The 21729-nt window shown below is 66.1% G+C and carries 15 protein-coding genes; 6 read left to right on the forward strand and 9 right to left on the reverse strand.

The features are described from left to right. Window positions 1–88: 88 nt before the first annotated feature. From ACZYRS_RS02115 to ACZYRS_RS02125, 3 genes are all read right to left on the reverse strand, one after another. Window positions 89–1714: an MFS transporter gene (locus tag ACZYRS_RS02115; protein ID WP_463417945.1), complete on the reverse strand. Its 1626-nt coding sequence runs from the start codon at window positions 1712–1714 to the stop codon at window positions 89–91. 29 nt (window positions 1715–1743) lie between these two features. After that, the gene (locus ACZYRS_RS02120; protein ID WP_463417946.1) at window positions 1744–2514 is read right to left on the reverse strand and encodes an amino acid ABC transporter permease; all 771 of its coding nucleotides are present in this window, start codon (window positions 2512–2514) and stop codon (window positions 1744–1746) included. A gap of 85 nt (window positions 2515–2599) precedes the next feature. Next, entirely contained in the window at window positions 2600–3367 is a 768-nt protein-coding gene (locus ACZYRS_RS02125) for a basic amino acid ABC transporter substrate-binding protein (RefSeq protein WP_463417947.1), read from the reverse strand. A 235-nt stretch (window positions 3368–3602) separates the two neighbouring features. Here ACZYRS_RS02125 and ACZYRS_RS02130 point away from each other — a divergent pair, with 235 nt between their 5' ends. Further along, window positions 3603–5288, forward strand: a complete 1686-nt coding sequence (locus tag ACZYRS_RS02130) for a M28 family metallopeptidase (protein ID WP_463417948.1) — start codon at window positions 3603–3605, stop codon at window positions 5286–5288. A 31-nt stretch (window positions 5289–5319) separates the two neighbouring features. On the opposite strand, the gene ACZYRS_RS02135 is transcribed toward ACZYRS_RS02130, so the two are convergent. The 4 genes from ACZYRS_RS02135 to ACZYRS_RS02150 form a co-directional block, all read right to left on the reverse strand. Then, window positions 5320–6177, reverse strand: coding sequence for a hypothetical protein (locus ACZYRS_RS02135; RefSeq protein WP_463417949.1), 858 nt, complete (start codon window positions 6175–6177; stop codon window positions 5320–5322). 58 nt (window positions 6178–6235) lie between these two features. After that, entirely contained in the window at window positions 6236–6958 is a 723-nt protein-coding gene (locus ACZYRS_RS02140; protein WP_463417950.1) for a hypothetical protein, read from the reverse strand. Window positions 6959–6965: 7 nt separating this feature from the next. Next, on the reverse strand, window positions 6966–9389 hold the full coding sequence (locus ACZYRS_RS02145) for a hypothetical protein (protein ID WP_463417951.1): 2424 nt from the start codon (window positions 9387–9389) through the stop codon (window positions 6966–6968). Window positions 9390–9553: 164 nt separating this feature from the next. Beyond that, window positions 9554–10030: an Lrp/AsnC family transcriptional regulator gene (locus ACZYRS_RS02150; RefSeq protein WP_280809067.1), complete on the reverse strand. Its 477-nt coding sequence runs from the start codon at window positions 10028–10030 to the stop codon at window positions 9554–9556. Window positions 10031–10210: 180 nt separating this feature from the next. On the opposite strand from ACZYRS_RS02150, the gene ACZYRS_RS02155 reads away from it, so the two are divergent. From ACZYRS_RS02155 to ACZYRS_RS02175, 5 genes are all read left to right on the forward strand, one after another. Continuing rightward, the gene (locus tag ACZYRS_RS02155; RefSeq protein ID WP_463417952.1) at window positions 10211–13822 is read left to right on the forward strand and encodes an indolepyruvate ferredoxin oxidoreductase family protein; all 3612 of its coding nucleotides are present in this window, start codon (window positions 10211–10213) and stop codon (window positions 13820–13822) included. 290 nt (window positions 13823–14112) lie between these two features. Beyond that, on the forward strand, window positions 14113–14445 hold the full coding sequence (gene yajC / locus ACZYRS_RS02160) for a preprotein translocase subunit YajC (protein ID WP_198788950.1): 333 nt from the start codon (window positions 14113–14115) through the stop codon (window positions 14443–14445). Between the two features lie 79 nt (window positions 14446–14524). After that, entirely contained in the window at window positions 14525–16417 is a 1893-nt protein-coding gene (gene secD / locus ACZYRS_RS02165) for a protein translocase subunit SecD (RefSeq protein WP_463417953.1), read from the forward strand. 16 nt (window positions 16418–16433) lie between these two features. Then, on the forward strand, window positions 16434–17387 hold the full coding sequence (gene secF, locus ACZYRS_RS02170) for a protein translocase subunit SecF (RefSeq protein WP_198788883.1): 954 nt from the start codon (window positions 16434–16436) through the stop codon (window positions 17385–17387). Between the two features lie 165 nt (window positions 17388–17552). Then, window positions 17553–20003: a DUF1631 family protein gene (locus ACZYRS_RS02175; RefSeq protein WP_463417954.1), complete on the forward strand. Its 2451-nt coding sequence runs from the start codon at window positions 17553–17555 to the stop codon at window positions 20001–20003. A 21-nt stretch (window positions 20004–20024) separates the two neighbouring features. Here ACZYRS_RS02175 and ACZYRS_RS02180 read toward each other — a convergent pair whose 3' ends face one another. Both ACZYRS_RS02180 and dprA read right to left on the reverse strand, forming a co-directional pair. Further along, entirely contained in the window at window positions 20025–20543 is a 519-nt protein-coding gene (locus ACZYRS_RS02180; protein ID WP_198788885.1) for a Smg family protein, read from the reverse strand. A gap of 34 nt (window positions 20544–20577) precedes the next feature. After that, window positions 20578–21729: a DNA-processing protein DprA gene (gene dprA, locus ACZYRS_RS02185; protein ID WP_463417955.1), complete on the reverse strand. Its 1152-nt coding sequence runs from the start codon at window positions 21727–21729 to the stop codon at window positions 20578–20580.

The raw sequence follows: 21729 nt of genomic DNA on the forward strand, positions 1-21729 counted from the left end.
TTGCATCGGCCCATTATTCAGTGCAATTCACAATTCGGAAACCCGAAAACTTCCGTACTCACCGGGGCGAAGCCCGGTGTTCGCGCCTTCAGCGCCGCACGATGTAGCGCGTGACCACGGGCGAGCTCTCGCCGATGTGAAAGGCCAGCCGGCGCTCGCGCAGCGCCATGTCGCTGGCCGTCGCGCGGTTGAAGCGGCGCAGGTGATCGGTCCACGATTCGTCCACGATCTGCTCTACGTAGCGGCTGGGCTGTGCGATGTCGTGCAGCAGCTCCCAGCCGATCGCGCCCTGGCTCAGGCGCGCGCGGCGCGTCTGCTGCATGACGATGTGGAAGGCCGCGGCGCGCGCCGGCTCGATGAGGTATTCGACCGTGATCACCACGCGCCCTTCTTCCTGCGGCGCCTCGGCCGGGGGCCCCGCGGCCCAGCCGGCTTCGGCGGGGCTGGTGTCGTCCTCGCCGGTCACGTCGGTCACCCAGCGCAGGGCGATGAGCATCAGCAGCGTGCCGCTCACCGCGGCCACCGCCAGGCTCAGGTTCAGCGCCGTCATGGTCGCCACCTGGCCCCAGATGGCCGCGCCGATCGCGCTCGCGCCCATGATGGCCATCTGGTACATCGACATGCCGCGCGCGCGCACCCAGTCGGGCAATGCGAGCTGCGCCGACACCGAGAGCGAATTGGCCACCGTGATCCACGCCATGCCGCCGAAGAACATCGCCGGCACCGCGACCCACGCGTTGGGCGCGAAGGCCATCACCGCCGTGGCACCCGACTGCAGCAGCGTGCCGCGCAGCACCAGCTGGTCGCGCCCCATCGCCTGGCGCAGCCGCGGCAGGAACAGCACCGCGACGATCGCGCCCGAGCCCATCGCGGCCAGGAGCAGCGTGAAGGTGCCCGCATCGCCGCCCTTCAAGTTGCGCGCCAGCAGCGGCAAGAGCGCGAGCAGCGCCGTCGAGTGAAAGAAGAAGATCGAGATGCGCGTGAGCACCGCGCGCATGCGCTGCGACTGCCGCACGAACTGCACGCCCACGCGCATCGCGCTCACGAGCTTTTCGCGGCCCAGCGGATTGGGCGTGTGCTCGCGCCGCCAGCGCAGCACCACGAAGCCCGAGGCCACCGACAGCACCGCGTTGAGCGCGAACACCCAGATGGTCCCCGCGCTCGCGATCAGCATGCCGGCCGTGAGCGGGCCGATGATGCGCGAGGCGTTCATCGCGATGCCGTTCAGGCCCAGCGCCGCCGGCAGCTGCGGACGCGGCACGAGCTCGGGCACGATGGCCGAGAACACCGGCCAGCGCAGCGCGAGGCCGATGCCGTTGGCGAAGGTGAGCGCGAGCAAAAGCGGCGCGGTCATGAGGTCGAGCGCCAATGCCGCGCACAGCACGATGGCCGTGCCCGCGAGCCAGAACTGCGTGGCCACGAGCCAGCGCCGGCGGTCCAGGATGTCGGCCAGCGCGCCGCTCGGAAGGCCCAGCAAGAAGACGGGCAGCGTGGAGGCCGACTGCACCAGCGCGACCCAGATCGGCGAGGTGGTCAGCGAGGTCATCATCCACGCCGCCGCCACATCGTTCATCCACATGCAGATGTTGGCGATGAGCCAGGTGCTCCACAGCATGCGGAACACGGGGAGCTTCAGGGGCTCCAGGGCCGCGAACTTCGAGGGTTGCGGCCGCGTGGGCGGAAGGGGCGTCTCTTCGGTCGTTATGGGTGGCATGTGGCGCTATTGTCGCGCGCGGGTTTTTCTCAACCGCGGTCGCTGCGTGCGAGGCGGTGTTCGAGCCTGCGCAGCATGGTCGTGAGGACCAGCGTCATCACCCAGTAGATCAACGAGATCGCGAGGTACGGCTCCCAGTAGCGCGCATACGCGCCAGCGACGGTGCGCGCCGCGTAGGCCAGCTCCGCGAGGCCGATGGCGGAGACGAGCGACGTGTCTTTCAGCAGCGCGATCGCGTTGTTGCCAAGCGGCGGCAGCATGCGGCGAAAGGCCTGCGGCAGCACCACGTAGCGCATCACCTGCGCGGGCGAAAAGCCGATCGAGCGGCCCGCATCGAACTGCCCGCGCGAGATCGACTGGATGCCCGCGCGGAACACCTCCGAGATGTACGCCGCCGAGTTGAGCGTGAGCGCCACCACGCCCGAGATGAGCGCGCCGTGCTCCTGCTTCAGCGTACGCGCGAGCTCGCCGTCGATGAGGATGCCGCTCGCCGGATGGATGAACACCGGCATCACCGCGAAGTGGATGAGCAGGATCTGCACGAAGAGCGGCGTGCCCCGGAAGAAGCTCACGTACACCGTGGCCGGCCAGCGCAGGAAGAAGCGCGCGATCCAGGTCCACGGCGCATGGCGCGGCTGCGCCAGGCGCGCGAGCGCGAGGCACAGGCCCCAGCTCGAGCCCAGCAGCACGCACACCACCGTCATGCGCAGCGTCATCCACGCGCCTTGCCAGAACAGGTCCTTGTATTCCACCAGGATGTCCCAGCGAAACCATCCAAACAAGAGGATCGGTTGTTCCATATTCATCGCCTTCGCGTCATCACTCTCGAAAAAACAAACGGCCGCTTCGAGGGCGGCCGTGATCGGGTCACAGGTGCCGTGCGGCTCAGCGCACGTTCGGGTCCTTGTTGAACCACTTCTTGTAGATCGTGACGTAGCTGCCGTCGGCGCGCACCGCGGCCAGGCCCGCGGTGAGCTTGTCCAGCAGCGCCTTGTCGCCCTTCTTCACGACGATGCCGAAGCCTTCTTCGGCAAAGGACTTGTCGTCCAGGGTCTTCAGGTCCGCATGCTGCGCCACGCGGTAGGCGATGACGCCGTTGTCGCCCATGGCCGCATCCACGCCGCCGCCGGCCAGCTCCGAAATGATGAGCGGCGTGCTCTCGAAGCGGCGGATGTTGGGGCTGGTCTTGCCGAATTCGCGGGAAGCGATGTCGTCGGCGGTGGAGGCGCTCACCACGGCGATCTTCTTGCCCGCGAGGTCTTTCAGCGAGGCGACCGTGCTGTTCTTCGGAAGCGCGATCAGCTGGCGCGCCGCGAAGTAGGGCGGCGTGAAGTCGTAGCTTTGCTTGCGCTTGTCGTTGATGGTGACGCCCGAGATCACCAGGTCCACGTCGCCGTTGTTCAGCGCGCCGAAGATGCCGGTGAACGGCGTGTTGACGATCTTGATCTTCAGGCCCTGCTGCTTGGCGATGGCGTTGATGATGTCGATGTCGAAGCCGACGATCTGCTTGTCCTTGTTCTCGAACGCGAAGGGGGCGTAGGTGGCGCTGGAGGCGACGGTGAGTTCGCGGTTCTGTGCCTGGGCACCGAAGGCGAGGGTGGCGGCAGCAAGGCCTGCAAGGCCAAGAGCCAGGGCGCGGCGGATGGGGTTCATTCGGGGGTCCTCTTCGATCCGCGGAAGGCGGCAGGTGGTGGGCGAGGATTTTAGGCTGGCGCTATCGGGCACCCTTTTGTGCGCTTCGTGAGACGGGATGTGAGTGCTTCGACTCAGTCCTTGTCGCGCTTCCGATCGCGGGCTAACTAAGGTTCTCCGGGCGGGGCCGGGGGCATCGATCGGCGGCAATGGTGGGCTGTCTAGTATCCGGAGCTTCCCTTCTCAGGAGCTCTGCATGACCCGGCGACTCGGACCTGCCTTTTTTCTTTGTGGCATCGGCCTCGCATGGAGCGCCACCGGTGCGCTGGCCGCCGACCCGGCGCCGCGCTTCGACCCGCAGCGCCTGTCGCAGATCGTGAAGACCATCTCCGGCGACGACTTCGAGGGCCGCGCACCGGCCACGCCGGCGGAGTCGAAGACCGTGGACTACCTCGTCGCCCAGTTCAAGGCCGCGGGCCTCGCGCCCGGCGGCGACATGCAGGGCGGCAAGCGCGCATGGACGCAATCGGTGCCGCTCGTGAAGACCGAGTTCCGCGGCGCGCCGCAGCTCACGCTGCAGGTGGGCGCGCAGCGCGATGCGCTGGTGCAAGGCGAGCAGATCGCGGTGCGCGCCGCGATGGACGGCTCCACCTCGGTGTCGATCCAGCAGGCGCCGCTGGTCTTCGTGGGCTACGGCGTGAGCGCGCCCGAGCGGCGCTGGGACGACTACAAGGGCGTCGACCTCAAGGGCAAGATCGCGGTCGTGCTGGTCAACGACCCCGATTTCGAGACCGGTGCAAACGGCAGCGGAGATTTCGGCGGCAAGGCCATGACCTATTACGGCCGCTGGACCTACAAGTTCGAGGAGGCAGCGCGCCGCGGCGCCCTGGGCGTGCTGATCGTGCACGAGACCGCGCCGGCCGCCTATGGCTGGGCCACGGTCAAGAACTCCAACACCGCGACCATGCTCGACATCGAGCGCGACCAGCCGGCGGCCGTGCACCCCAAGCTGGAGGCCTGGATCCAGCGCGACGTGGCCGTCGAACTGCTGCGCCGCGCGGGCCTGGACTTCGAGGCGCAGAAGAAGCTCGCGCAGACGCGCGAATTCCAGCCGCAATTGCTCAAGGACGCGAGCCTCACGGCCGAGTACGCGATCGCGCGCGAGGTGATCGTCTCGAAGAACGTGGTCGGCCGCGTCGAGGGCCGCCGGCGCCCCGGCGAAACCGTGATCTACAGCGCCCACTGGGACCACCTGGGCGTGGGCGCGCCCGATGCGAAGGGCGACAAGATCTACAACGGCGCCGTCGACAACGGCACCGGCCTCGCGGCATTGATCGAGATGGGTCGTGCCTTCGCGAGCGCGCCGAAAAAGCCCGAGCGCTCCGTCGTCTTTTTGGCCGTGACCGCCGAGGAGCGCGGCCTGCTGGGCTCCGAGTTCTACGGCGCCAAGCCGCTGTATCCGCTCGCCAAGACCGTGGCGGTGATCAACATGGACGCGCTCGGCCCCGAAGGCCCGTCGCGCAACTTCAGCACCTCGGGCAGCGCTGCCTCGCAGCTGCAGGACCTGCTGGTCGACGAGGCCAAGGGCTTTGGCCTCGCCTACGCGCCGGACCCGCACCCCGAGGCCGGCTACTTCTTCCGCTCCGACCATTTCTCGTTCGCCAAGCGCGGCGTGCCGGCGCTCTCGTTCGACTCGGGCGACGACTGGGTGCAAGGCGGCCTCGCGGCCGGCGAAGCGGCCAGCAAGGCCTACACCGCCGACCGCTACCACCAGCCGGCCGACGAATGGCGCGCCGACTGGTCCTTCACCGGCATGGCGCACGACCTGCCGCTGCTCTACCGCGTGGGCGAGACGCTGGCCAACAGCAAGCGCTGGCCCGAATGGGGGCAGGGCTCGGAATTCCGCGCTACGCGCGAGGCGAGCCGCGGCCAGCGGCGCTGACCAGGCGCGCCTGCCTTCGGGTACCTTCTCTTCAGCGGCCGAAGAGGAGGTAGAGCGCGACCAGCGCGATCACCACGACGACGATCGTCTTCTTCCAGCGGCTCGCCGGGGCTGCCTCTGAGGTCGAGGACGACGTCCAGGTGAACGTCCGCGTCTGCGAGGCGGGGGACGACGAAGACGATGAAGACGGGGGCAGGACGAACGACCCGGACGGCAAGGACGTCGAGGATGAGGACGAGGAGGACGACGAGGTGCTGAAGTCCAGCGAATCGAGAGAGAACGTCGTCGTGGTCGAGGTCTTGCGCGTCACCGTCGTCGCGCCGTCGATGCGCGCGATGGCGTCCGCGACGATGTCGGGGTGCGACGTCCGCCCGGCCAGCGCCCTGAGTTCGCCCTCGCTCAGCGCGCCCGACCGGAGCACCGTCCAGGCGAGCGTGGCGGGCAGCGAATCGGGCGCGGCCCAGGCCTCCTGGTGGGTGGGCAGCATCGAGAGGCTGTGCGCGTGCTGCGTTTCGTCGATCAATTGCAGGTTCAGCAACTGGTCCAGCGCGTTGGCGCTGACGCCGTCCTGCATGCGGCGGTCCAGCAGGCGGATGTGCAACTGCGCCCAGGGCGGCAGCGGGAATTCGCCGCTGAGGAGGTCGGTGGCTTCGGAGACGATGGTCTGGGCTTCGTTCTCCTGGCCCGCGGCGGCGCGGGCGGGGAGGCCGGCGAGTTGCGCTTGCGGAACGATCTCGCGCGCCACGGTCCAGGCGAGGGCTTCGGCGGGGGTGCGAAATGTGGCGTTGCCCAACTCCGGATCGTTGGTGGCTGTTGTGTGTTCGGCGTCGGTCAGCAGGCGGATTTGCTGCAGATGGTCCATTGCGCGGCGGCTGGGGTCGAGATGCATGCGGCTCCCTCTTCTTGTCTCGGTGATGGTGCGGATGCTCGCATATCGCAGAAGCGCATCAGCCGAACATGTCCTTGCAGCTAATGCCTTTTCGGATCAGACCGCCGATTTCCTTTGCGGAAATCTCCTTTTTTGTTTGGACGTTCCAGATGCCGGCGTAGAACTTTTCAATGTCGCATGAGGTTCCGAGCGGCGCGATGTACTTTCCGTCTCTGGAGATGAGGCGAAGCTTTTCCGGAATGTCTTCTGTATCAATTAGCTGTGGCCCGCCGATAAGATCTATTTTCTTCATGATCAGTCGTTCGGAATCGTGCTTTTTGATGCTGAACGGGAAAATTACTTCTTTTGACGTGCTCAGGTGTTTGACCGCGACCGATGTCCGTGAATGCAGTGCACTGCCGCCGATGCTGTACATATCCTCTTGATAGGTCAGATAAATCTGCCCTGCATCGCTGATGTCCAGAATAGTGTCACCCGCAGGCTCGCGCCTGATCTTCATCTTCGTGTTTTTGCTGCACTCCTCGTACGCATCCGAGAGCCTGACGAAACCCAAAAAGAGAGGAAGCTGCAGTTTTTTGTCGAAGTACTTAAAAAGCAAAAAGCGACGGTCACCTGAATATCGAAAACTTTCGAAAGAAAGTTCGCTCGTGCAGTTCAGGGATTTATCGCCTTGTCTGAGAATTACGGTCCGGCCACTGGCTTTTGATGCGGCGATTTCTTGCGAAAAGCAAGTGGAAAAAGCCAGGCAAAGCAGAATGGCAAGAATGATTTTTTTAGTCATTGTGTTTTCAGTCGTCGAGAAGAATTTTCTTGGCGGCTCTTGTAATTTTTAAACGCTGATCCCAGCCAATGTCACCGCCATTGATGGCACGAGTGACCGCCTTGGATATGTCGGTTTCTTGCATTTGATCGCTCCTGCCGACGGCCACGTAATCCAGATCGCTGTCCATCGCATGCAGCACGGCGGCGCGCTGAAAGGTCATATACCAGCCTCCTGCGTCCATGCAGTTGTAAGGCAGCGTGCCGACGATTTCAGGGTTATCGACGGTGCCAGGGGTTTTATGCATTCCTCGAACATTTTTCGCTATGTATTGTGGGTCGCTCCACCAGTATTGGTCGAAACTCGCGGCGGCCAACCATCCTCGATAGACCCAGAATTGCACATAATTGTCTCTGCCAGTGAGTTGTTTGAATCCTCGCCCGCGGAATTTTTGCGCATCGGGATCTCCAAGGTTTCCCATTCGCCAGTTGTAGGAGCTGGAAATCAAGCCGCCCGCGCTGTTGTATTTCTTCGACCCGTACCAATCGACTCGTTCGCTTGGATTAAGTCCCCACCAATGTCCAATTTGGTTTTCATTGATTTTGGATTGAGGGTGAATTCCGGAATTTCCATGTACTTCCCCGTTGACGGCGGCGCCGCTCATGGCGGTTTCCTGCATGGTTCTCAGGAAATTCGACTCGATTGCGCCTTGGCCGAGAATGTGGGGCAATCTCTTTCTCGTGTTTAAAAAATATTTCTGCGTCATTCGATTGAAAGTTGGTTGGTATTTGTCAATTTCGGAAAATATCGAAGGATTTTCGGAGTCATCGTGGTTTTTATATATTTGCTCCATTTCGTTGCGGCTCAACCACCCGCACTTGCGCATATGCCCCACGAATTCCCTGGGGTGAAATCGCCAGTCGGCTTTCAAAAACGCCGCCGGTAGATCGGAAAAAGTGACCGCGTTCGCATGCTTCACGAACCGCTCCCACTTCTCCGCACCCGTCGCGTCGTCGTCCGTCGGCTTGAAGTCCTCCGTCTCCAGCCAGCCATAGCGCTTTTCCACATCCTTCCGGTCCCACTCGCTCGGAAATTTGCAAATCGTCCGGCGCAGCTTGTTGCGCACCTCGGGTTCTCCCAGGCGCCGCGCGAGTTGCGCGCGCTCCATGCGCTGGTCGTTGGTGCGGTCCGGGTCGCGGATCAGGGTTTTCAGATGCAGCGAATCGCAGCGCTGATCGTTGGTGGTCGGGTCGTCGTCGAAGCAGTTCCAACCTATGACGGGCAGGAAATCGGCATCGCTGAACTGGAAGGTGCCCGGCGCGTGCAGGTCGACCCAGAGTCCGCCGTCCGGCGTGACGACCTTTCGCCAATGGGCGGCGTTGGCCGGCAGGGCGTCGGGCCCCAGGTTGCGGCCGAAGCGCAGAAGCTCGTACCAGCCGCTCGGGCTGCTTGTGGCTTGCGCGGCCGCATCGAGGGAGCCGTGCCGGTCGTTGGCGACGGCGGACAGGTCGTACTCGAAGCTCTGCGAGGCGCCGGGGCGGGCGGCGGTGGAGATGTAGTCGTAGCGGCTGTCGCTGCGGGGCTGGCCAATCGGCGCGCCCAGCCTGTCGCAGCTGGTCAGGGTCGCGCTGCCGAACTCGTAGGTGATCTGCACCCACTGTGCGGCGCGCAAGGTGTCGGGCGGGAAATGGTCGGTGGCGGCACTCGCCGCGCCGCCCGTGTGGATGGCCGAGCGCAGGTGGCTCGTCGGCTGCCGCGCGCTGGTCGGGGTGCCCGCGGGGAGATAGATGTAGAGGCTTCCGAAGACGCTGTCGGTGCGGCCGTTCGCGGTCGGTGGCGGGGGCGCCAGCGGATCGACCCAGTTCCGTTGTCGGGTGGTGAGCGTCTCGAGGTTCGCCGCGTCGCAGCAGATCTCGAAATGGATCTGTCCCTCATGACCGTAGATCTGCCCCGGCGTGCCCAGCGTCTCCTTGCGACAGACCCGATCGCCGGCCTTGAGCGGCGCATGCGTCCCGGCGTGCCGGGCGATGCTGCCCAGGTGCATGCACGCGCTGTAGTAGGTGAACTCGGTGGCCACCGTTCCCGCCGCGCCGATCTCGCCCTTGTGTTCGATGACGACGCAACCATCGCTGGTCCACGCAGCGCTGGGCGTGTCGCTGTGGAAGGGGTTGTAGTTGAGCGGGTGGGTGACGTCGCTGTTCGGCGCGGTCGGCGGATGCACGAAGACGACGGTCCCGTCGGCGATGGCGCGCACCGGCAGGTACGCACCGGCCGCCTGCGGCGCCTGGATGTGGAGGCCGTTGTGCCACGCGAGCTGGAGGCTCAGGGGAAAGGAGCCCTCGGGGGCGTTGGTGCTCGAGAGGCGGGACGTCGGCTGCGCCATCGCGGCGTCGAGCCAGGCGGCTTCGGATTGCGAGGTCCGTGCAGGCAGGAAGGGTGGGCTGAGGATCATGCGAACCGTGAAGAAAGTGGAAGGCCGGGCGCGTCCCAGCCGGGTCTCCACAGTCTTGTCGGCTCACCGATTTCGCACTGCAAACAATGGTCACCCCCGCAGGCGAGGGGCGCACAAAACCCGCGGGAAGCGGGCAAAAGTCATGGGTCGGGCCGAGCGCGCGGCTACTTCGCCAGGTGCCCCAGCGGCAACGCGCTGCTCGCCTTCACCTCGCCGAGCGAGAAGCTCGTGTGCAGGTCCTTCACGTTCGGCAGGTTCATCAGGTGCTGCCGCGCGAAGGCCGAGAAGCCGTTCAGGTCCTGCGCCACCACCTGCAGCTCGAAGGTGCCGGTGCCGCTGATGTAGTGGCAGGCCACCACCTCGGGCATCTTGCGGATCGCGTCCTCCAGCTTGCGGGTGGCCTCGTTGGTGACGCGCTCGGTGTCCACGCGCACGAAAGCGAGCACGCCCAGCCCGATCTTGTGGCGGTCGATCTCGGCGCGGTAGCCCTTGATGAAGCCCGATTCCTCCAGCGCCCGCACGCGGCGCCAGCAGGGCGCGGCCGAGAGGCCCACGCGCTGCGCAAGCTCGGCGTTGGTGAGGCGCCCGTCGGCCTGCAGTTCTTGCAGGATTGCGAGGTCGAACTTGTCAATGCTTTCCATGGGGATGGATATTAAGCAAGATTCTTTCTGGAACCGCGTTTTTCAGGGCAAAGAACGCAAACACCTGTCGCGGACCCCGGCATACACTTTGCGTGATCATGGGCTCGCGCCCTACCGGGCACAGACCCACAGCCAATCCAGCCAGGCCCACAAGGCCCTGCCAATACGGAGACAGACAACATGAACGCCCCGCTGCCCGAGCACATTCGCCGCGCGCTAGAGACCGTCACGCTCGACGACAAATACTCCCTCGATTACGGCCGCGCCTTCATGAGCGGCGTCCAGGCCCTCGTCAAGCTGCCCATGCTGCAGCAACTGCGCGACAAGCAGGCCGGCAAGAACACCGCCGGCTTCATCAGCGGCTACCGTGGCTCCCCGCTCGGCGGCTACGACCAGGCGCTGTGGAAGGCCAGCAAGTTCCTGAAGGAACAGAACATCGTCTTCCAGCCGGGCGTGAACGAAGAGCTCGCGGCCACCGCGCTCTGGGGCACCCAGCAGCTGGGCTTCTCGCCGCAGGGCACCAACAAGTTCGACGGCGTCTTCGGCATCTGGTACGGCAAGGGCCCGGGCGTGGACCGGTGCTCGGACGTCTTCAAGCACGCCAACATGGCGGGCACCACCGAATTCGGCGGCGTGATCGCGGTGGCCGGCGACGACCACATCTCCAAGAGCTCCACCGCCGCGCACCAGAGCGACCACATCTTCAAGGCCTGCGGCACGCCGGTGTTCTTTCCGACCAGCGTGCAGGAAATCCTGGACCTGGGCATCCACGCCTTTGCGCTGAGCCGCTTCTCGGGCGTGTGGTCGGGCATGAAGACGATCCAGGAGATCGTCGAGTCGAGCGCCACGGCCATGATCGATCCCGAGCGCGTGGAGATCGTCATTCCCACCGACTTCGAAATGCCGCCCGGCGGCCTGCACATCCGTTGGCCCGACCATGCGCTGGAGCAGGAAGCGCGGCTCATGCACTACAAGTGGTACGCCGCGCTCGCGTACATCCGCGCCAACCGGCTGAACCACAACGTGATCCAAGGGCCGAACGATCGCTTCGGCATCATGGCCAGCGGCAAGGCCTTCAACGACACGCGCCAGGCGCTGCTGGACCTGGGGCTGGATGACGCGGCCTGCCGCCAGCTGGGCATCCGCCTGCACAAGGTGGGCGTGGTGTGGCCGCTCGAAGCGCAGCTCACGCGCGAATTCGCCACCGGCCTGCAGGAAATCCTGGTGGTCGAGGAGAAGCGCCAGGTCATCGAATACCAGTTGAAGGAAGAGCTCTACAACTGGCGCCCCGACGTGCGCCCCAACGTGGTCGGCAAGTTCGACGAAGGCGAAGTGCACGCGGCCGAGGGTTACTCGGGCGGCGAATGGTCGATGCCCAACCCGACCGCGCACACGCTGCTGCGCGCCAACGCCGACCTGAACCCCGCGCTGATCGCCAAGGCCATTGCCGCGCGCCTGAAGAAGACGGGTCTCCTGGCCGCGGCCGGCGCCGAAATGACCGCGCGCATCGACGCGCAACTGGCCATCCTGGAAGCCAAGGAGCGCTCGATGGTGGTGCAGCAGGCCTCCACCAGCGTGGCCGACGCCACGCGCCAGCCGTGGTTCTGCTCGGGCTGCCCGCACAACACCAGCACCGTGGTGCCCGAAGGCTCGCGCGCGATGGGCGGCATCGGCTGCCACTTCATGGCCACCTGGATGGACCGCTCCACCATCGGCTTCACGCAGATGGGCGGCGAGGGCGTGCCGTGGGTGGGCCAGCAGCCCTTCACGACCGACCAGCACATCTTCGCGAACCTGGGCGACGGCACGTACTTCCACAGCGGCCTGCTGGCCATTCGCCAGAGCATCGCGGCCGGCGTGAACATCACCTACAAGATCCTCTACAACGACGCGGTTGCCATGACCGGCGGCCAGCAGGTCGGCGAGCGCCCTGAAGGCCACTCGGTGCTGCAGATTGCCGAGAGCCTGCATGCCGAGGGTGCCAAGAAGGTCGTGATCGTGACCGACGAGCCCGAGAAGTACGAGGGCGTCTCGATTCCCGGCGACCACGTGCAGGTGAAGCACCGCGACCTGCTGGACGACATCCAGCGCGAGTTCCGCGCGATGGCCGGCACCACGGCCATCATCTACGACCAGACCTGCGCGACCGAGAAGCGCCGCCGCAGGAAGCGCGGCACGGCCGTCGATCCGGCCAAGCGCGTGGTCATCAACGAGCTGGTGTGCGAAGGCTGCGGCGACTGCAGCGTGCAGAGCAACTGCCTCTCGGTGGAGCCGCTGGAGACCGAGTTCGGCCGCAAGCGCACCATCAACCAGAGCAGCTGCAACAAGGACATGAGCTGCCTGAAGGGCTTCTGCCCGAGCTTCGTGACCGTCGAGGGCGGCCAGCTCAAGAAGAAGAGCAAGAGCAAGGGCGCGACGCCCGCCGAATTCGGCCTCTTGCCCGAGCCCACGATCCCGTCGCTCGCGGGCGGCAAGGTCTGGGGCGTGGTGGTGGCGGGTGTCGGCGGCACCGGCGTCATCACCATCGGGCAACTGCTGGGCATGGCCGCGCACATCGAGGCCAAGGGCATCGTCACGCAGGATGCGGCGGGTCTCGCGCAAAAGGGCGGCGCCACCTGGAGCCACGTGCTCATCGGCGACACGCAGGACGACATTCGCACCACGCGCGTGGGCACGGCGGCGGCAGACCTGATCCTGGCCTGCGATCCGCTGGTCACGGTCAACGGCGAGACCATGGCGCGCATGCGCGAAGGGCGCACGCACGTGGCGCTCAACAGCCACAGCGCGCCGACAGCGGCCTTCGTGCGCAACGCCAACTGGCAGAACCCCGAAGACGCCTGCGCCGCCGAAATTGCGCGCGCCGTGGGCATCGACGGCATCGGCACTTTCGACGCCGATGCGGCCGCCACCACGTTGATGGGCGACAGCATCTACGTCAACCCGATGATCCTGGGCTACGCCTGGCAGAAGGGCTGGGTGCCGCTGGCGCACGAGTCGCTGATGCGCGCCATCGAGCTCAATGCCGTGGCCATCGAGAACAACAAGACCGCGTTCGAATGGGGCCGCCAGGCCGCCGTTCGCCCCGAGGAACTGCAAAAGCGCGTGCGCCCTGGGCAGGTCATCGAGTTCAAGAAGCGCGAGACCGTCGAGAGCCTGGTGGCACGCCGCGCCGAGTTCCTCGCCGGCTACCAGAACGCCGCCTACGCCGAGCAATACAAGCAGTTCGTCGCCAAGGTGCAGCAGGCCGAATCGTCACTGCCGGGCAAGACGGCGCTGACCGAAACGGTGGCGCGCTACCTCTTCAAGCTGATGGCATACAAGGACGAATACGAAGTGGCGCGCCTGCACACCGACCGTTCGTTCCTGGACCGCGTCGAAGGCATGTTCGAAGGCGACTACAAGCTCAACTACCACCTGGCCCCGCCGATCATTGCCAAGAAGAACGCCAAGGGCCAGCTGCAAAAGCAGAAGTTCGGCCCCTGGATGCTCACGGGCTTCCGCTTCCTCGCGAAGCTCAAGGGCCTGCGCGGCACGGCGCTGGACATCTTCGGCCGCACCGAAGAGCGCAAGACCGAGCGCGCGCTGATCGCTGAATACCGCGCGAGCATCGACGAGGTGATCGGCGCCCTGCGCGCCGACAACCACGCGCTGGCGCTGGAAATCGCGAGCCTGCCCGAGCAGATCCGCGGCTACGGGCACGTGAAGGAGCGCAACCTGGTGGCGGCCCGCACGCGCTGGAGCGAGCTGATGGCCAAGTGGCGCAATCCGCAGGGGCAGCGCGCGGCGGCCTGATTTTTCAGCCGCTTCAGCCTTCGAAGAGCGCCCATTGGGCGCTCTTTGCTATTCAAAACGTAGCAAATAACGGCCGCGCCGGATACCCGGAAAGCCCTCCCCACCGCGCCGGATAAGCCGGTGGGCGGGCGCCGTGCCCCGAATACAATGCCCGGTGCTGTGCGCGGCGCCAAGCCCCGCCGAGCTTTGACTTGCGGCCCGCGTCCCGTGGCCGCACAGAGATGGAACGGCAGGCCCGGCCCGCGCTCCTCTCGCTTTCTATTCCCTATCTCTCTCTCCTGGAGACGCTCTTGTTCATTTCCTCTGCTTTCGCCCAGACCGCGCCCGCAGCCGCCGGCGGCGGCGACATGTTGTCGTCGCTCGGCAGCATGCTGCCCCTGGTGCTGATGTTCGTGGTGCTGTATTTCGTCATGATCCGCCCGCAAATGAAGCGCCAGAAAGAGGCCCGCGCCATGATCGAGGCCCTGGCCAAGGGCGACGAAGTCGCCACGGCCGGCGGCGTGCTCGGCAAGATCACCTCCATCGGCGACCAGTACCTGGGCCTGGAGATCGCCAACGGCATCGAGATCAAGATCCAGCGCAGCGCCGTGGTGCAGGTCCTGCCCAAGGGCGCCGTCAAATAAAAGCGTGAGCTGATCCTTGCGCTTTGCGGCGCAGGGCCCCAATTCACGCCGTGTCCCGTTTCTTGAAAAGCGCTTTCTCATGAACCGTTACCCGGTCTGGAAGTACACGATCATCGTGATCGTGCTGCTCGTGGGGCTCGTCTACGCCCTGCCCAATTTCTTCGGCGAGTCGCCTGCGGTGCAGGTGTCGGCGGCCAAGTCCACCATCAAGATCGATGCGTCGACGCAGGCCCGGGTCGAGGGCGTGCTCAAGGCGGCGGGCCTCGCGCCCGACCTGCTCACGCTCGAGCCGACCGCCGTGCGGGCGCGCTTCGTCTCCACCGACGACCAGATCAAGGCGCGCGACGCGCTGCAGCAGGCCCTGGTGCCCAACGCAGACGAAGCCTCCTATGTGGTGGCGCTGAACCTCGTGTCGCGCTCGCCGCACTGGCTGACGGCGCTGCATGCGTTCCCGATGTACCTGGGCCTCGATCTGCGCGGCGGGGTCGACTTCCTGCTGCAGGTGGACATGCGCGGCGTGCTGGACAAGAAGGCCGAGTCCTTCGCCGGCGACATCCGCACGGGCCTGCGCGACAAGAAGGTGCGCGGCAGCGCGGTGAACCGCAACGGCCAGACCGTGGAGGTGACGCTGCGCGACGCCGACAGCCTGGAGATCGCCCGGCGCCTGATCCAGGACCAGATGCCCGACCTGAGCATCGTGGAGAGCCAGCAGGGCAGCGAGTCGCGCATCGTGGCGAGCATCAAGCCCGAGGCGGCGCGGCGCTTCCAGGACGCGGCGCTCAAGCAGAACGTGACCACGCTGCACAACCGGATCAACGAACTGGGCGTGGCCGAGCCGGTGATCCAGCAGCAGGGCATCGACCGCATCGTCGTGCAGCTGCCCGGCATGCAGGACCCGGCCCAGGCCAAGACCATCATCGGCCGCACCGCCACGCTGGAGATGCGCCTGGTGGACGAAAGCACCGAAGGCCGCGCCGCCGAACAGGGCACGGGGCCGGTGCCATTCGGCTCCGAGAAATTCCTGGACCGCTCGGGCCGCGCGGTGATCGTGAAGAAGCAGGTGCTGGTCACCGGCGAAAACCTGACCGACGCGCAGCCCGGCTTCGAGCAGCAGACCAACCAGCCCAAGGTCGACCTGACCATGGACTCCAAGGGCGGCAACATCATGCGTGACGTGAGCCGCGAGAACTACAAGAAGCGCATGGCCATGCTGATCTTCGAGAAGGGCAAGGGCGAAGTGCTCACCGCTCCCTCGATCAACGGCGAGCTGGGCAACCGCTTCCAGGTGTCCGGCGCGATGACCGTCTCCGAAGCCAACGACCTCGCGCTGCTGCTGCGCGCCGGCTCGCTGGCCGCGCCGATGGAGATCATCCAGGAACGCACCATCGGCCCGACGCAGGGCGCCGAGAACATCAAGAAGGGCTTTGACAGCGTGATGTACGGCTTCGCCGCGATCATGGTGTTCATGTGCATCTACTACGCGCTGTTCGGCGTGTTCTCGTCGATCGCGCTGGCGGTCAACCTGATGCTGCTGGTGGCCATTCTCTCGATCCTGCAGGCCACGCTCACGCTGCCCGGCATCGCGGCCATGGCGCTGGCGATCGGCGTGGCCATCGACTCCAACGTGCTGATCAACGAGCGCGTGCGGGAAGAGCTTCGCAACGGCGCCTCGCCGCAGGCGGCGATCCACGCGGGCTACGAGCGCGCCTGGGGCACGATTCTGGACTCCAACGTGACCACGCTGATCGCGGGCATCGCGCTCCTGGCCTTCGGCTCGGGCCCGGTGCGCGGTTTTGCGGTGGTGCACTGCATCGGCATCGTCACCTCGATGTTCTCGGCCGTGTTCTTCTCGCGCGGTCTCGTGAACTTCTGGTACGGCCAGAAGAAGAAGCTCAAGAGCGTGTCGATCGGCACGGTCTGGCGCCCCAAGACCGACGGCGCCGACGCCGTGGCCGTGGCCGAAACCAAGTAAGAGGCAGCACAGAGCCATGGAATTCTTCCGGATCCACAAGACCATCCCGTTCATGCGCCACGCGCTGGTGCTGAACATCGTCTCCTTCGTCACCTTCGCGCTGGCCGTGTTCTTCCTGTTCCACCGCGGGCTGCACCTGTCGGTGGAGTTCACCGGCGGCACGGTGATGGAAGTGGCCTACAAGCAGTCGGCCGACGTCGGCAAGGTGCGCGACGTCGTCGCCAAGCTGGGCTACCAGGAGGTGCAGGTGCAGAGCTTCGGCACCTCGGTGCAGATCCGCCTGCCGGTGCAAAAGGGCATGACCTCGACCCAGCAGAGCGACCAGGTGATGGGCGCGCTGAAGGCGGTCGAGCCGACGGTGGAGCTGCGCAGCAACGAGTTTGTCGGCCCGCAGGTGGGCGACGAGCTCACCAGCAACGGCTTGAAGGCGCTGGCCATGGTGGTGGTGGGCATCATGATCTACCTGGCGTTTCGCTTCGAATGGAAGTTTGCGCTGGCTACCGTTCTGGCCAACCTGCACGACGTGGTGATCATCCTGGGCTTCTTCGCCTTCTTCCAGTGGGAGTTCTCGCTGGCGGTGCTGGCGGCGGTGCTGGCGGTGCTGGGCTACTCGGTGAACGAATCGGTCGTGATCTTCGACCGGGTGCGGGAGAACTTCCGCCGCTACCGCAAGCTCACGACGGCCGAAGTGATCGATAGCGCGATCACCTCGACCATCAGCCGCACGATCATCACCCACGGCTCCACGCAGCTGGTGGTGCTGTCGATGTTCTTCTTCGGCGGCCCGACGCTGCACTACTTCGCACTGGCGCTGACGATCGGCATCTGCTTCGGTATCTACTCCTCGTGCTTCGTGGCCGCGGCCATCGCGATGTGGCTGGGCGTGAAGCGCGAAGACCTGATCAAGGGCGGCCCGACCAAGCGCGACGGCGAATCGGAAGACGACCCGAACGCCGGCGCCGTGGTCTGACGGATACTTCAGGGTTCAACAAAGCGGGCGGCACGGCTGCACCGCTGTTCGTATGCAACGCCGGGCATTCTCCGCACTTGTGCGGTGGCGTTTCCCGATGCAAGCTCGCGGTTGTTGCTGACGAACAGTTCCCCTTGAGTTCCCCTTGGCCTTCCCGATCTTTCAATGAGCATTGCGCGGTCCGCCTCTTCCCTGCAGCTCGCACGCGAGACGCGTGAGCGTTTCGTATTGGCCACGGAAGGGGCCATCGTCCCGTTGGCCCGCGCGATCCGCGACCGGCTGACGCAGCTGGCTTCCGAGGTGAGCAACGCCCGCGCGATGCAGGAGCACCGCGACGATTTCGTGGCGTTCCAGGGGCAGGCCACGCAATGGGTCACGCTCGCGCAAGCGGGCTGGCGCAAGGCCCTGGGCGCCGGCACCCAGACCGGCGGCCTCACCACCTTTCCCACGGCGCTGCGGCTGGAGCTCATCGGCGACGAGGTCGTCGAATCCAACATCCTCGCCTCGCGCCTGGCGCAGGTGATCCACGACAAGGCCAGCTTCGAGCTGAGCGACCTGCGCCTGCGCATCCAGCACCTGGAAGGCACGAGCGAACTCGATTCGAAGGACGTGCTCAAGCCCGAGACGCTGGCCAAGCTGCTGGTGGAGCAGTGGCTCGCGGCGGGCCTGAGCCGCGAGCTCTGGAGCCGCGTGCAGGACACGGTGCAGCAGCAGTTGCTCGACGTGGTCGTGAAGGCCTACGAGGGCGCCAATGCCTTCCTGATCGCCAACGGCGTGATGCAGGAGATCGACCTCAAGAGCTTCGTGCGGCGCACCGGCAATGCCGGCGGCGGCGGCAGCAGTGGCGGCTTCAACAGTTCGTTCGCGAGCGGAGGCGCTTCGGCGACCGCGCCTATGGCGGACAACGGTGGGCAGCAGCAACGCCCCGGCTTCGGTGCCCAGGCGCCGCAACAGCAGCAGGCCTCCGTGCCGATGCCCGCGTCATCGACGATCGGCGGCTCGCCGCTCACGATCGCACGGCAGCGCGCGCAGACCGCGCTCCTGAGCCTCAAGCGCTTCGTCACCGCGCGCATCGGCGGCGACACCACCATCGTCACCGCCCAGAACTCGATCGCGGCCACGGCCCAGGCGGGACGCGCGACCGGCCCCGGCTCGGGCGGCGGCAATGCGGCTGGTGGGGTTGTTGGTGGGGTCGGCGGCACCACCGCGCCCCGTGCGTTCTCCAGGACCTTCGCCGGCGCCATCGCCGATGCCGAGGCGGCCTACCGCATGGCGGCCACGCAGTACATGGAAGCGTCGGGCGAACAGGCCACGATGATCCAGCAGACCGCGGTCGACCTGCGCCGGCGCAGCGCCGAGCTCAAGAAGCGCGCGCCCACCACGGCCGACAAGGCCACGGTCGAGATCGTCGCGCTCATGTTCCAGGCCATCCTCGCCGAGGAGCGGATTCCGTTCTCGGCGCGCGTGTGGTTCGCGCGGCTGCAGATGCCGGTGCTGCGCGTGGCCATTGCCGAGCCTGAATTCTTCGGCACGCTGCAGCACCCCGCGCGCATGCTGATCGACCGCATGGGCTCCTGCGTGATGGGGTTCGACGCGGCCGCCATCACCGGCAGCGCGCTGGAAGGCGAGATCCGCCGCGTGGTGCAGGTGATCGAGCAGTACCCCGAGACCGGCCAGCGCGTGTTCAAGCTGGTGTTCGACGAGTTCGTCGCTTTCCTCAGCCGCTACCTCACGCAGAGCGACAGCACGCAGCGCGTGATGAGCGTGGCGCAGCAGGTCGAGCAGAAGGAAACGATGGCGATCCAGTACACCATCGAGTTGCGCAAGATGCTCAACGACATGCCGGTGCGCGACGAGATCCGCGAGTTCCTCTTCAAGGTCTGGGCCGAGGTGCTGGCGATCGCCGCGCTGCGCTACGGCGCGCAGGGCGAGCAGACGGTGATGCTGAAGCGCGTGGCCTCCGAACTGGTCTGGGCCGCGAGCGCCAAGCCCAACCGCACCGACCGCGCGCGCGTGATTCAAGATCTGCCGCAGCTCTTGCAGCGCCTGCGCCAGGGCATGGCGCTCTTGGGCATCGTCGACGAGCCGCAGGAAGCGCACATCAAGACCATCGGCGCCACGCTGTCCGATGCGTTCCTCTCCAAGACCGAGGCCATTCCGCAGGCCAAGATCGAAGCCATGGCCGAGCGCCTGGCGCACCTGGAGGATTTCGTGAGCGACATCGGCGGCACCGCCGACCTGCCGCTCGATGCCCACAGCATCGAAATGCTGCTGGGCGTGGATGCCGCCTCGATCGAGGTGGTGCCCGACGCCGCCGGCGTGCAGGTGCCCGAGGACATGCTGGCCTGGGCGCACGAGCTGCAGGTGGGCAACTGGTTCATGCTGGACCACAACGACCGCGTGAGCCAGGTGCAGTTCGTCTGGCGCAGCGATCGGAAACAATTGCATTTGTTCGCCACGGCGGACGGCCGCAGCTTCCTGATCCAGGCAGGCCGACTCGCGACGTACCTGCAGGCGGGCCTCCTGGTGCCGGCCGAGGAAGAGACGCTCACGGTGCGCGCCACGCGCGAAGCGCTGGCGAAGCTCGATGCGAACCCCGAGCGTTTGCTGAACTAGCAGCCGGCCGCTGCGGCCGGCTCAGTGTGCGGTGCGCCCTTCGCGGCTTTCGCACAGCTCGTCGAGCACCAACGCATCGGGCTCGATGCCTGTGCTCCAGTGCACCATCAGCACGATGATCTTGAGCTCGTCGAGCGCGACCGGATCGCCCGGCGCGGCCATCGCGCGTTCGATCACGATCTCGCGCAATCCGCACGACAGCACGTCCGACGATTCGAGAAAGCGGATGAAGCCCAGGCACTCGGCGCCCAGGTGTTCCTGCTCGGCCTGGGAATAGACGCGCATCGCGTCGTCCGACTGGGGCAACGAGGCTTCGGGCGCGCCGCGGAAGCTCACCGTGGCGGTGGCATCGTCGTCGGGATCGAGCTCCAGCTGTATGCCTTGCGTTGCGAGGCTCAGGCCGTCGAGCCAGTGAAGGGCATCGCGGATCTCGTCTGCCTCGAAGCCGTGGGCGCTGAGCTTGCGGCCCAGTTGTTCGGGTTCGGGGCAGGCATCGCCGCGCCAATAGTTTTCGTAGACAAAAACAAGCACTTCGAACATGAGCCCAATATAGCCCACGAACATGCAAGCGGGGCTAGGTGGATGCCATTCGTTGAAAGAGCCCGCCCGGCAGGCGTGAGATGTGCCCGTCCAGTTCGAGCTCGAGCATCTTCGCCTGCAGTGCCGCGGCGCTCCATCCGGTGCGTGCGCTGAGCGCGTCGAGGCTCACGGGCTCGAAGCCGAGCGCGTCGAGCAGCGGGTCTTCAGGCGCGGAGGTGTCGTTGGCTGCGTGGCCGTTCGAGGGTGTCACGTTTGCCGCAACGCTCGTGCGCAACGGCGGCAGCTCCTCGAGGATGTCGGCCACCGACTCGACCAGCTTGGCGCCCTGGCGGATCAGCGCATGGCAGCCGCGCGATTGCGGCGAATGGATCGAGCCCGGAATGGCGAACACTTCCTTGCCCTGCTCCGAGGTGAGCCGCGCGGTGATGAGCGAGCCCGACGCCAGCGCCGCCTCGACCACCAGCGTGCCGCGCGCCAGCCCCGCGATGAGCCGGTTGCGCTTGGGAAAATTCTGCGTGAGGGGCGGCGTGCCGAGCGGCAGCTCGCTCACGATCAGCCCCTGCAAGGTGATGCGGTGCGCGAGGTCCCGGTGCCGCGCGGGGTACACGCGGTCAAGGCCTGTGCCGACCACGGCGACCGTGGCGAGCCGCGGCGCATCGCCGGCGGCGTCGAGCGCGCCCTGGTGCGCTGCGCCGTCCACGCCCAGCGCCAGTCCCGAGATCACGGGCAAGCCCGCATCGCCCAGCGCGCGCGCAAAGCTGCGCGCGTTGGTGGCGCCCTGCGGTGTCGGATTACGGCTGCCGACGACGGCGATGCTGTTCTGCAGTTGCGTGAGGTCGAAGTCCGCGGCGCCGAGCACGTAGAGCATCAGCGGCGGGTCGGCCATTTCGAGCAGCGATGCGGGGTAGCCGGCATCGCCGAGCGTGACGAGGCGGCGGGTGACCCCGCCGGCATCGGTCGTCTGCAGCCACTGCCAGGCCAGGTCGATCGATGCCTGCAGGCCGTGAGGCGGCTGCTGCAGCGCCTCGGCCTGCGCGGTGCTCACGACCTGCCGCAGCGCGGCATTGCCCTGCGCAAAAATCCCTTCGGGCAGGCCGAAGGCCGCGAGCAGCTTGCGCGCGGCGCCGTCGCCGATGCCCGGCGTCAGTGAAAGCCGCAGCCAGCCTGCGAGTTCTGCGCGTTCCAA

The organism is Variovorax sp. AC194, from assembly GCF_979257995.1.